Here is a 12,315-nt window from a genome sequence, read left to right on the forward strand (position 1 = left end):
TGCCTTGGATGCAGAATATGGAGAGTGAGGATTGTACTTGGTAGTCTCTACGAAGAACTCCTCGCCGTAAGCCTCGTGGTTCTTACCGCTGGATGCCTTGGTGGTGAAAGGAGCAGGAACGCCCTCAGGGTGAGTCATCTTCAATGCACCGTAAACCTCATCGGTAGAGATGTGGTAGAAACGCTTGCCCTCATATCCCTCAGGAAGACTCTCCCAGTAGATCTTTGCCGCCTGAAGCAGAGACAGGGTACCCATCACGTTGGTATGAGCAAAAGTGAATGGATCCTTGATACTTCTATCTACATGGCTCTCGGCAGCGAGATGAATGATGCCATCCACCTTGTAGTCCTGCATCAGCTTCAACATCAGGTCGAAATCACAGATATCACCCTTAACAAAAGTATAGTTAGGCTTGTCCTCAATGTCCTTGAGGTTAGCCAGGTTGCCTGCGTATGTCAACTTGTCGAGGTTGATGATGTGATACTCAGGATATTTGTTCACGAAAAGTCTTACTACGTGTGAGCCGATGAAACCAGCACCGCCCGTGATAATAATATTCTTCATTTCAATTATTTCTGTTTAAGATTAGCAATACATTTTTCTAAAGAATCCACCCAGTAAGGAACCTTAACGCCAAAGGTCTCCTTGATGGTACGCTTATCCAATACGGAATAAGCCGGACGAGTTACAGGAGAAGGATACTCCGAGCTATAACATGGCTGGATATCGCATTCCGTATGACCGGAGATTCTTGCAATCATCTGGGTGAAATCATACCAGGAGCAGACACCCTCATTTGAGAAATGATATACTCCAACATATTCATCCTTGCTCTGGGCAGCCTTTACCTTATCCAATATAGTGATGATGGCATTCGCCAGATCGAGCGCGTAAGTAGGAGTACCGCACTGGTCGAAGACTACTTTCAACTGAGGCTTGGTTGCCGTCAGGTTGAGCATCGTCTTGCAGAAGTTCTTGCCAAACTCAGAATACAGCCAGGCCGTACGGATAATCACGTAATCACAGCCTATAGCCATAATCTTCTGCTCACCATGAAGCTTCGTTGTACCATATACGCCAGTAGGAGTTCCCTTCTGGTCAGGATTACATGGCACATTATAAGGTTCCTTACCAAAGACATAATCAGTAGAGATTTGGATGAGCAGGCCATCAACCTCCTTCATCGCCTTAGCCAGATTCTCAGGAGCATCCGCATTGAGTTTTTCTGCCAATGCAGCCAGTTTCTCATCAGTCTCGCATGCATCCACATTGGTCCATGCCGCACAGTTCACGATGGCTTTCACAGCATTCTCCTTCACCATCTTGCGGATGGCATCCATATCGGTGATGTCAAGATAAGAAGTTTCCATACCTTCTACCTGATTGACATCTGTAAAGATATAATGATCTGTTGTATGTTGGCTAACGATGCGCATTTCATTACCTAGCTGACCGTTAGCACCTGTTACTAAAATATTCATAACCTAGTATTTTAAATTCTTCTTTAATGTCTGATTGCCTTCATCCAATATCGAAAGCAGATATCTTCCATAATCATTTTTGAGCATAGGCTGTGCCACCTCACGAAGTTTATTGGTATTTGTTGTTTTACTTGTATAAATCCACCTTTAGTACTCGAAAGGACTATCAAAGTCCTTCAATACTTCATGCCTTGTATCCTTTTCCGAAAGATTAGCATGTTACGTAGGAATACGCCAATCGATACCGAGAGAATCATCCAAGATCAAGATACCACCATCAGCCTTCTCTTTAAACTCACGCTCGCTGAAGCTCTCGAAGAAATCTCTAAACAGGCGAGGTTCAATGATAAGCACGCCTTCAATATCTGTCTTTATTACGTTCATTATATCAATTACTGAACTTGCTAATCAATTATAATTAGTTTGCATATAGAAAAAACGGGCTACTAAGCTCCATCACCGAAAAGTAGCTCAAAAAAAATGGGAGAGGGAGCCGTTCGCCCGTAGATCTATTATCTTATTCTATGTATCTTCTTCCATACAGCAAACCAAGTTCTGAACAATGGTTCGCTCAATGCCTCAGTAGGATAATGCTTCACAAAGCGAAAGTTGCGCAAACTCATTCTGAGATAGCGATGAAGTTTGTCTTCATTTTCCTTGCTTCCAAGCCGAGTGTCATATTGAGCAAAATTGCCTCCTTGCACAATTTCAGCCAACAAAAAACGACCTTCATACACATCTATGGGAGCAATCATTTTCTCCTCAGGTAGTCCCAAAGTTTCATACAACACATACATCACTACCTTTGCAAACTTCCACAATCCGAGGTGTTTTAGCTCACGTTGCAATACAGCCTTATTTTTTATATTGCAATCCATGTTCCGTAAAACGAAGTAGTAGTCTATTAATTGACGTAAGCCAATACCCTCAGTGAACACATGGCGATAGAGATGAGAGAGGATATATAACATTGAAGTTCATCGTTGGCACTGTAATTTCCCCATATCCATCTAGTAACGTAACGACATTTGAACATTGCAAATCCATCACCTCCTTAAACCATTTTTGCATTCTGTGGTTATGAACAGGGAAGAACATATACGAAGGCGTGAAATGCGCCTCTATCGCCGTCTTCATCACAGGGAAGTCTACATGGTGATAACGCACCACCTGATTCGGACACACCTTATTTATATATTGCATCACTCGTTTTCTGCCACCAGCGAGATAGATGTCTATATCCCCAGGCGTTCGCATATAAGGGTCGGGATAAAGCAACGCATTCACTTGCCCCTTCAAGATACAGTTAGCAAAGCCCTCGTTCTCGAAGTTCTGACAAATCTTCACGGAATCCTAAAACAGTTTGATATTCTGCTTCCGAATCATTTCCGCCATCACCATCCATTGCATCAGTAGCTTCTGCTTTGGCGCCAACTCCTTTGGCAACCGCTGGATACCATAAAACAGCACACCAAGCAAAGCCTGCTTCTTGGCAATAGCATACAGTTCCTTCCAATCCACCTCCTTCAAAGAACCAGGTATTTCCTTGGCAGAACCAATGCAGAATCGCAAGAAATCAAAGAAAATCTTTTGTTGTTTCAACATAAAGTTGTACTTTTGCACGCATGAAAGAGAAATTACAAAGAGCCATCGGCCATATTATACCGACGCTTCTATTCATTATATTACTTCCCATATCGGTAGTCTTCACCCCTATTCATTGGCTTTATAAGACTATCCGAAGATTTTTTCTGCGATGAATCTTGCAGGAAACAGCAAGCCTGCCATCACATAACGCTTACGGGTATGCGGTTCCTTCCACATTCGATAAATAAAGCGAAGATTCGTCTTATCCACCCATGCTGGATAGTAATCTATCTCATTCTTGGAAGTCTGATGGATAAATCCACCACAGGTAAACCCGATTCCCTGATAACCGGCATTCTTCACCTTTAGCAGGAACTTCTCTTGCATCAAAGCTCCCATACCAACTATCAAGAAATCTGAATTCAGCTTAACAATATGCTTTGCCTCCTCATCCATTTCCCGTTCAGAAGCAAAGTAACCATTACGATAACCTGCAAACTTCACCTTTGGATACCGCTCACGGAATATCTCCACGGCCTTCTCCACCTGCTTCTGCTTAGAAGCCACAATATAGATAGTCTTTCCATGTTCCTCTGCATACGAGAACAACTCCGGTGCCATCGAAGTCATATCAAAACTTCTTCGAGTCACCAACTTGCCATAAACCAACTTGATGGCTTTCACCAGCAAGCCACCATCGGCAAATATACCATCCATCTTATCAAACAACTCCTTATTATCCAGAGCTGTAAGATAAGATACAGGATTGAGGTAAGTATAAACCTTACCCTTTGTTTCAAATATCTGATGGACGGAAGATTTTTCCGTTGATAATATTTTATTAACTAATAAAGATTTCATAACCAACTACTATACATTATATTTTATTCCCAATTTCTTCAACTCTTCTTCCACACATTTCTGAAAGATCGGTGAGTCTATCAATGCCTTTTTAACCACATCTTCACACTTATTCGGCTCGAAATTATCATCAATATCCATCTTGATTGCCTGAAAGCATTCAACAAGAGTTTTACGACCACCATTTTTCCTTACATAGTTTACAAGTTTATTCTTTAGGTCAACGATGAATTTACCACATGCATTATCATAGACTTGGAACATTTTCTGCCCCTTATCATCCATAGTGTTCTTAATAAGCCTAAAAGTCTCATCATCAATACTTCCTTGTTGAATATAAAATCGGATATGAGGCAAGCCATCCTTGTCTTCCACTTTACAGTAGAGATAGTTTTCTGCGGGTGGTGTATCCAAATAAGCATTCCAATATTTCCTATTTCCCTCACCATCTGTAATGTTATCAGACTTATGCCCATTACACAACATACACGATGGTATTAAGTTTCTGGGATGTACCGCAAACAAAGGATAATCATTTTGAGGAATAAAATGATCCATAGTATTAACCAAATTGATTTCACATAACGGACAAAAGTTATTCTCATAACCATCATCATTTAATACTTCCTTCCGCAGATTGGCAATTCTGGTTCGAGTATATGAATACAGACTCCTCATCTCCTCCTTGTCTGAAGCTTCCAATATTGGATGCGTTCCTTCCAAAGATTGAAGTTTGTTTGTTCCAAAAGCTGTATCATAAGATTGGATATAATCCTTGTGAGTTTCAACTCTTTCATGACACCGCCCTTTAAAGGTTTCTTCCTTTGACAAATGCTCTTCACCCCTTCTTTTGTTGGTAGAGTCAATGACACCTTTGATGAATTCAATATCATCAATACCCACAGGTTTAAGCTTCCTCATAGTTATGTTTGTCTATTACCGATCGTATAAGCAATCTCATATTCATGCCCAGTTTGTTATGCGCACCTTTTAGCCTATCCACTATTGTAGCATAATCATAATGACACTTCCTGGCTACTGATTCCACAAAATGCTCATATTTCTTTTCATCAGACATGTTCTTGAATATCACATCACTTAATATCGATACATCTTCGCCAAAACACTCTATACCAATTTTTGCAACACTCAAAGTATTACCAATTCTTTCCAGGGTATATACATTGTCGGAAACCATTTCCCTAACTATCAATGGAGAGTGGGTGGCAATGATAGCGTATGATTCAAATTCTTCCAATACATCACAGATGGCTTTCATCAGTACGGTAATTGCATGTGGATGCAAATGCTGTTCGGGCTCATCAAACAAGAGGAGAGTATCATATCGAATATTTGCCATAATTTCAGTCAAGGAATAAACATAGATAGATTCACCAGAACTCATATTTTGGCAAAACTCATTTATATTATCTTCTACCAGCCTATAGTCTCCTTTATCGTCTTCCTCATAAAAACCGTCTATGATATTTTGATCGATAACAGCTTTCATAATGTGTCTCCATCTCCTTAGAAGTTGATTGGAAGAGCCTCTGTGTAAAATCTTCATTAGATTTCCCTTGAAGATAGCAATTTGGTCTTGCAGTGAAAACAACTCTGTTTGATTCTTCAATAGACCACAATAATGATATTCTACTGTATAGTCTGTTGAGACAAGAGGAAACTTGTCAAATGGAGAGTAAGACATCACCATGATTTTACTCATGATAGGTGGCAAACCTACAAATGCCCCTTTGTCCTTTCCTATAAAAGACTCTACAATGTTGTTTAACAGAGTAGATTTACCTACACCATTTTCTCCAATAAGACCTATCATTCGATGATAGGGTTCACAATCATAAGCAAAATCGAAATCAATATCAACCGGTGTCACATTTTCCCCACCATATTTCGGTTCGTAACGATAGGTAAAGGCATAAGACTGTCTCATATCTCTGCCGAAGACCCAAAAACGACCTTCCCTTAAAGCTCGTTCTGCAGAGTTATCTCTCAACAAAGATGATTTGAAAGCAATCGTATCAGCAAACTTTTCATGAATTTTACTATATAAAGCAGCATCCTTTAACTCACCCAAGTAAATATATGCTCTCTCAGCAAACAACTTAAACATATTATCATAATAGTCTAAATTATCTCCTAGGGAGCAAAAATTATCATCTAGTCTATAAAAGCGCTCTGGTAAAACAGTACTTGTATCATGCTCAGATAACTTCATAATCTTGACTCTACCGAGAAACTCTATCTGTTTATTTTTCTTATAGTATAGCCTAAACCAAGTCTGGTATCCATAATCATTCCACATATTATTGAAAGTCAGCATAAAGCATTCCTTCTCATCGGGAACTTCCATTTCTTTCTCTTCAAAACGGAAACGATTTGTAATAACAGACTTACATCTAATGAAAGGTATCCGATTATCCACTTCAGGCGTAATACCTTCACCAATCGTTTGAATAACAAGCCTACCTTCATCATTAATTATCTGGTAGTTTTCTGTTTCGAGAATCTTCTGCAAATCATTAATGATAGCTTCATCAGACATAATATTAATGAGACCTTCCACAAAACGCAATAGTTTATGCTCATCATCAAGTATATGGAGCACTGACAAATAGAGTTTATCTTGCGTCCAATCATCATTCATGAAATAGTGCTTATCTATCTCATCTCCAAGAATTTTATACCGAGAGTCTTCACCTGTAGAAGGACTCTGATAAACATTCCACAAAGAGGAAATCAAGTTAAGCACATCGTGTTCATAACGCAGTTGATCATCAATGCGCTTAACTATTCCATATATGGCTTGTCTAGCTTCTTGTTTCATTGCAAATTCTTTACAGCAGTGATGTTACTATCCGATACCTTAATAGAATTTGTCCTTTTTGAGAACACTTGCCGTTCCTTATTACCAAGCCAAATTCCACCAATATGTGAATCCAATAATGATATTTTCGACTTACTGGCCACATCATCATTTTTGAACTCAAAGACTACGGGATTCACCTTATCGTATGGATCTTTCCACATAATTTTATTGTGAATCAACTTCAATTGCGAGATATGCATCTCACAAATATTAAGCACGTCAAAAGCTGTGTCGTACGTATCGCAGAAACATTGACTCAAGAACACACATCCACCTCTATTTCTGAGATATGTACTACCATGTATATATCTTGGCAACATCCAAGCATGAATACGCTCGAAGAAATTGCTACCTTGATTATCTACAGCAGTGTAACAATCTATCATGATACAGTCTGAGAAATGGCAATCACCAGTTTTTGTTTTGATACCTATCGAATTTTTCCGACAACCATGAAAGTGCAAGTTATCAGCCAACAACTCATACCCTTCTTTAACGTTTAAACCAATTGCGTAATTACCTATTCCTAAAAATTCTCCATCTGTAAGGTGAAGTTTGATAACCTTGCTACAATCAATCCCCACTTTCGCTTTACCATTAAGGTCCAGTCGGAAATTACGAATCATTCCCGTCCAATATTCTGTCTTGTCCCAATGAATCGTCAGCATAGATATAGAGTCTGTAGCTATTATCGTAGCTCCGCCCAAATCCATATCAATAAACCCAGATATTCTCAAGCCTTTATCAATATAGTAGCTATGACTTGCGACTGAGGTTAGTTTACACCCATTCGCTATGCAATAATTTATAGCCTTCTGCAAACCATTGGCATTATTAGATGCCAATTTCGGGGTATTGCTGACGCAGCCAAAATCTTCAGGTGTTACATATACTGGCACATTACCTTCAGCAAGACAACAGATCCAAATAAGAACAAAATAGAAAACTAAAAAACTACGTTTCATTTTATTTTGAGATAATCTTTTAGACATTTAGGAATATAAACAACAGCATATTGATAGAATATATTATATGATTGAGCGTGGAATTCAAATAGCCCGTATAAGGCAGAAACATATATACCATAACAACCAAAACAATAGCCATTTCCTTCAAAATATTAATATTAAACTAAACACTATATTTTGCCTTTTATCACCTTAGCCAACTTTGGATATTTCACAGAGAAAGGAACCCATAATTTCAACGCAATCCGTTTCCATAATGGTTGCCAAGTACCTGCGAAATGATGAATGGAATAAGTATTCGCCGTGATTGTGATTTTCTTTGTCACATAATTCTTTGGACTGAAATAATCCAACGGAAGAACACAAACCACCTCCTTATCATCTACAAATTGCGATGGATTATCAATAAACCTCATCTCAAATTTACTCAGAATACATTTTTTCAGGATTGATGGCAATACAGCAGTCTGTGCTTTACCATCCATATTAATAAAATGCTTACCATTATAATAGTTAAGACATTCCTTTATCCATAGGGTGTTCTTCTCTGCTCCAATGATGGCAGCCTCTATTCCTTGCGGACTATTTTCCTTACATATAAAATAAGGATATTTCAGTAAATCATCAAAGGGCTTCAATACCTCAACATCACTATCAAGATATATTCCACCCTCTGTTGCCAAAGCATAAAGACGAATGTAGTCAGCAGCAAAAGCATACTTTTTATTTTCAAAGGCTTCCCTTACCCAAGGATTCTTTGAAAGTGGGAACTTCTTCAAGTCCCATTTTACAAGTTCGTAATCAGGAAGATACTTCTTCCAACTCTCCACGCACTTCAATAATTTCTCTGGCATCGGGTCATCACTCAACCAGCAATAATGTATCTTTTTTGGTATCATATCAATTTATTCATTTAATAGTTTTTCCCAGCGACTCACAATCTTATCCAACGTGAATCGCTTGCTAGATTCTATAGCAGCCTTCTGCATAACCATACGTTTGTTGGCATCAAGCATCAAAGCATGCATCTTATGATAAAACTCTTCCTCATTCTTGTCTGTCACAAGATAACCGTTTTCACCGTCATTGATTATCTCATGGAACGAGGCGCATGTGTCGTACACAAGAGGCACACAACCAAACTGTAACGACTCGTTCAATGTCATCGGCCATCCCTCAAAAAGAGATGTCATCATAAACAGGGAACTCTTCTTATAATATCCAACAGGATTCTGACGACCCTCAAAGGAAATGCGTTTCAGACCTAACGTAGATACCATCTTACGATATTCATGCTCAGACTCACCAAATCCCACTATCTTGAAAGTCCAATCATTTAATTCAGCATCATCTTCTATACGTTTCCATATCTTAATGGCCAAGGAGATACGTTTCTGCACTTCGTCCAAACGAGTAACTATCAAAACAGTTTTCTCCTTCTTGCTCAAATCTTCCAAAGGAATAAACTCATCAAAAGATACAGCATTTGGGATGGAAGCAAATTTTCTCTTGTCATTGATGTTCCCAAACTTACAATAGTCATCGGAATACTCCGGAGACAAAAGCACGATCTTGTCACACAATGAATAAGCCACCTTATACAACTTATGGAAAGAAGCATCCATATAAGGCTTGAATACAGGATATATCAACACTTTAACCAAAGCCTTAACCCGATTGCTTAACGACTGAGCATATCTGAATTGATTCCATATAGAATAAAATGCGTTAAAATACGGCTCATAACCTGGAGCAAAATGGTGAACAAATAACATGCTTGGTTTTCGAGATGCTTTTGCCCTGCCATCATACACGTTCTTTACCATTATAAAAGCCCCTTCAAGAATGATTTTGTCTATTTGTTGGCTGTCGATAATATCTCTCACAGATTCTGGAGAATAATTGGTGTAAATACCATCAAACTCTGTCATCTCAAACATATCCCCAATAGGCTTTGCATACAAGTTATAGCACTTATGCCCACGACGGCGCATCTCATTGCTGATGCGTGCCGTGGTGCGTTCGGTTCCACCTTTCTGTTCAGAAATTTGGAATACGGTAACAAACAGTATATTCATCGTCTCTTACTCTTTACCGTAATATTCGTCAATGGCATCATGAAGAGCGTTAATAAATCCGCGTCCATGCGTCTTGTCCGGTTCCATGTAGTTGCCTTCTCCCCATTCATTCCATGATTTAAGAATCAATACTTGACCATCTGCTGGCTTATTCTTGATAGCATCAAATGCCATCATGCAATGCTTTTTGAAATACTCAGGCTCAGTATGCCAATAGATGACACCATTTGCCCCACTACGTGGAGAATGGTCCCATTGCGTAAACAACTGTGGAATTACGTCATTTTCGTAATCACGTTTTGTTACAAACTCCTTGTAATACAAGCGATAATCATACAAGAAAGCAGGCTTTTTAGTAAAGAAGCTCTTGATTGGCTTCAACTTATAATCGATGTAATGACCTATCTTACCCATTTTTCCAAGTAATGTGTCATGGCGAGTATAGTTGAGTCCCTGGTAAACCACGGCATCAAATCCTTTCTCTCTCAACATAGGTTTGATATAATTACTCTTGGTTATTTCACCAACTAAATACAAATCCGGGAATCCTGCTTCCTTTGTCCATTTTCTGAAATTATCAAGATACTCCTTAGGCACAGACACTGGGTCGTAAATCAAGAAGAATGGCTTACCATTAATCTTGGTATAACGAGGATCCTTAAAACTGCGGAGCAGTAACTCAAAGTGCATTTTCTCATCTTCTATGCCAGGATACTCCTGTCCGATAAGAAGATTGTTGCTTGTCGTACCATCCTTGTTCCACGTTTTTGAATACCAAGAATGGTTTGCCCATCCTAGGCAAAAGCCAAAATCAGGCTTTCCCGAAGCCAACACCTCATCGTAAATATCGGCCATTAGTCGCTTTCCATTACCAAACCAGTAATGCCAATAGCAAAAAGAAGTAACACCTGCAAGCTTTGCCAAGTCTGCTTGTTTCTGACGTATTTCAGGATCACGCAAGTCATAATAACCTAATTCTGTTGGTATGCGTGGCTGGTCATGCCCCTTGAACAGAGGTTTTGACTTTTTTACGTTTGTCCACTCTGTAAATCCCTTGCCCCACCACTTATCATTCTCTGGTATGGGATGAAATTGAGGCAAGTACAATGCTATAATCTCTGGTCTTTTCATATTTTGTTTTATTTGTTATATTTCTTAAATACTTCTACAATTTGTTTCACAATGTCATCAGCCTGTGACTTTGAAATATTATTAATCATGGCTGTTTGACCAAAAATGCCATTGTTCTCAAAAGCACCCTTAAACTTGTAACTATAAGCCAGTCCGAAAACAGGTACTTTGGTGAATATGGCTGCAAAATTTGCATGCATACGTGTACCGATAAAAAACGACATTTTGGATATCACATACTTAGTCTTTGGAGAAATCAAGTCCATATCTATAAGATGGACACCTTCCTTGCTTTTCAACTTAGAGTAGAAAATGCGTGATGCTTCCAAATCATCATTATCTGTCTCTGGATTTTGATAACCATAGCTATGTGAAATCAAATATATTGGGCGGTGAATGCTTTGGAAATATCTCACTATCTGTTCACAAAGATAATGATAATTTTCAAATTGCCCTGCTAACGTTCTGAAATGATTGCTATAAGTCAAACCACTTACATTCAAACCTATCGCACCATTTTCTATTTTTATATCGAAAGGTTCTGGCTGCATGAAATATGAGAGATCGTTTGTCAATTCATATTTCACACCCATTTTCTTCAATTCTTCTACAAAACGATCATCACGCACGTACACATCTTTTGCTGCCTGAAGAATATATTTAGCCAAAGCGTAATTTTCTTTCTTCTCAAAAGGGCCCAAAGTTTGAGGCAGCTGTATGGTAGGAATACCTGCCTTTATTGCCATCAACGTCTCCGGAAGTCGCCAATAGAAAGTCTGTGTACTATATATATCAGAAAATCCGTCGCCGCCATTGATTGCTGCCACATATTCCATATTGCGTATTGCCTTTCCAAAAGGGGTAAAAGGCAATGTGATATGAAATTTCTCTAAAAGTGTTTTTTCTAGAAAGAATACATTCAATGTCTTTATACAAAACTCTTTATCTCCAACTCTTACCTTATCTATCTTATTGATACGATTCTCCTGTTTCAAGGGATTTTTGATGAATCGTAAGTTCAAAATCTTGGTATCAGGTGTCAGCCCATAACGCTGTTCTAGAAACGACAAACTCCCGTAACCCAAGGCTTGGGTTCCACGGTTGTTATCATGAATATCAAAGCCAGATATCACTATAAATTTTTGTTTGCTTTTTCCCATGTGTCTTTTATATTTTTACGTTTTTTTACAATTTTTGCAGGTATACCAACTACGATTGAATGTGGCGGAACATCTTTAGTGACAACACAATTTGCTCCAATCCAAACATCATCGCCAATCCTTACCCCCCCAGCCCGTCCGAGAACGGCCGTTTGGGGGTGTATC

The 12,315-nt window shown here is 38.9% G+C and carries 12 protein-coding genes and 2 pseudogenes; all 14 read right to left on the reverse strand.

Translation table 11 applies throughout. The features are described from left to right. The coding region (locus DXD25_RS12010; RefSeq protein WP_187360477.1) for a dTDP-glucose 4,6-dehydratase at nucleotides 1-564 on the reverse strand (564 nt) is incomplete at its 3' end. A 5-nt stretch (nucleotides 565-569) separates the two neighbouring features. Then, nucleotides 570-1,481 (reverse strand): dTDP-4-dehydrorhamnose reductase, encoded by a 912-nt coding sequence (gene rfbD / locus DXD25_RS12015; RefSeq protein WP_117663715.1) that lies wholly within the window; start codon nucleotides 1,479-1,481, stop codon nucleotides 570-572. A gap of 282 nt (nucleotides 1,482-1,763) precedes the next feature. Next, nucleotides 1,764-1,865: pseudogene (locus DXD25_RS17560) on the reverse strand (dTDP-4-dehydrorhamnose 3,5-epimerase); the annotation flags it as partial. Nucleotides 1,866-1,993: 128 nt separating this feature from the next. Continuing rightward, entirely contained in the window at nucleotides 1,994-2,359 is a 366-nt protein-coding gene (locus tag DXD25_RS12025) for a hypothetical protein (protein ID WP_158556335.1), read from the reverse strand. Nucleotides 2,360-2,408: 49 nt separating this feature from the next. Next, a pseudogene (locus DXD25_RS17565) lies at nucleotides 2,409-3,086 on the reverse strand (nucleotidyltransferase family protein). Between the two features lie 129 nt (nucleotides 3,087-3,215). Further along, the gene (locus DXD25_RS12040) at nucleotides 3,216-3,929 is read right to left on the reverse strand and encodes a WecB/TagA/CpsF family glycosyltransferase (protein ID WP_117663719.1); all 714 of its coding nucleotides are present in this window, start codon (nucleotides 3,927-3,929) and stop codon (nucleotides 3,216-3,218) included. A gap of 9 nt (nucleotides 3,930-3,938) precedes the next feature. Continuing rightward, a complete protein-coding gene (locus tag DXD25_RS12045; protein WP_117663720.1) occupies nucleotides 3,939-4,850 on the reverse strand; it encodes a hypothetical protein in 912 nt (303 codons plus the stop codon). Then, nucleotides 4,837-6,771 carry an AAA family ATPase gene (locus DXD25_RS12050; RefSeq protein ID WP_117663721.1) on the reverse strand — a complete coding sequence of 645 codons (1,935 nt, stop codon included), beginning with the start codon at nucleotides 6,769-6,771 and terminating at the stop codon, nucleotides 4,837-4,839. Before DXD25_RS12050 ends, DXD25_RS12045 begins: the two co-directional genes overlap by 14 nt. Beyond that, entirely contained in the window at nucleotides 6,768-7,778 is a 1,011-nt protein-coding gene (locus DXD25_RS12055; protein ID WP_117663722.1) for a hypothetical protein, read from the reverse strand. The genes DXD25_RS12050 and DXD25_RS12055 overlap by 4 nt, the downstream gene beginning before the upstream one ends. Before the next feature lie 173 nt (nucleotides 7,779-7,951). Continuing rightward, entirely contained in the window at nucleotides 7,952-8,680 is a 729-nt protein-coding gene (locus DXD25_RS12060; protein ID WP_117663723.1) for a glycosyltransferase family 32 protein, read from the reverse strand. 6 nt (nucleotides 8,681-8,686) lie between these two features. Then, entirely contained in the window at nucleotides 8,687-9,859 is a 1,173-nt protein-coding gene (locus tag DXD25_RS12065) for a glycosyltransferase (protein ID WP_117663724.1), read from the reverse strand. Nucleotides 9,860-9,865: 6 nt separating this feature from the next. After that, nucleotides 9,866-10,990: a glycoside hydrolase family 99-like domain-containing protein gene (locus tag DXD25_RS12070; RefSeq protein WP_117663725.1), complete on the reverse strand. Its 1,125-nt coding sequence runs from the start codon at nucleotides 10,988-10,990 to the stop codon at nucleotides 9,866-9,868. A gap of 8 nt (nucleotides 10,991-10,998) precedes the next feature. Further along, entirely contained in the window at nucleotides 10,999-12,150 is a 1,152-nt protein-coding gene (locus DXD25_RS12075) for a polysaccharide pyruvyl transferase family protein (protein WP_117663726.1), read from the reverse strand. Beyond that, nucleotides 12,123-12,315: DapH/DapD/GlmU-related protein (locus tag DXD25_RS17205; protein ID WP_301331479.1), on the reverse strand; the 193-nt coding region annotated here is incomplete at its 5' end. The genes DXD25_RS17205 and DXD25_RS12075, both read right to left, overlap by 28 nt.

The organism is Prevotella sp. TF12-30, from assembly GCF_003436715.1.
Lineage (GTDB): Bacteria > Bacteroidota > Bacteroidia > Bacteroidales > Bacteroidaceae > Prevotella > Prevotella copri_A.

Coding starts and splice junctions, on each gene's coding strand:
- rfbD (WP_117663715.1), bottom strand. CDS start 1,481: ATGAATATTTTAGTAACAGGTGCTAACGGTCAGCTAGGTAATGAAATG.
- DXD25_RS12025 (WP_158556335.1), bottom strand. CDS start 2,359: ATGGATTGCAATATAAAAAATAAGGCTGTATTGCAACGTGAGCTAAAA.
- DXD25_RS12040 (WP_117663719.1), bottom strand. CDS start 3,929: ATGAAATCTTTATTAGTTAATAAAATATTATCAACGGAAAAATCTTCC.
- DXD25_RS12045 (WP_117663720.1), bottom strand. CDS start 4,850: ATGAGGAAGCTTAAACCTGTGGGTATTGATGATATTGAATTCATCAAA.
- DXD25_RS12050 (WP_117663721.1), bottom strand. CDS start 6,771: ATGAAACAAGAAGCTAGACAAGCCATATATGGAATAGTTAAGCGCATT.
- DXD25_RS12055 (WP_117663722.1), bottom strand. CDS start 7,778: ATGAAACGTAGTTTTTTAGTTTTCTATTTTGTTCTTATTTGGATCTGT.
- DXD25_RS12060 (WP_117663723.1), bottom strand. CDS start 8,680: ATGATACCAAAAAAGATACATTATTGCTGGTTGAGTGATGACCCGATG.
- DXD25_RS12065 (WP_117663724.1), bottom strand. CDS start 9,859: ATGAATATACTGTTTGTTACCGTATTCCAAATTTCTGAACAGAAAGGT.
- DXD25_RS12070 (WP_117663725.1), bottom strand. CDS start 10,990: ATGAAAAGACCAGAGATTATAGCATTGTACTTGCCTCAATTTCATCCC.
- DXD25_RS12075 (WP_117663726.1), bottom strand. CDS start 12,150: ATGGGAAAAAGCAAACAAAAATTTATAGTGATATCTGGCTTTGATATT.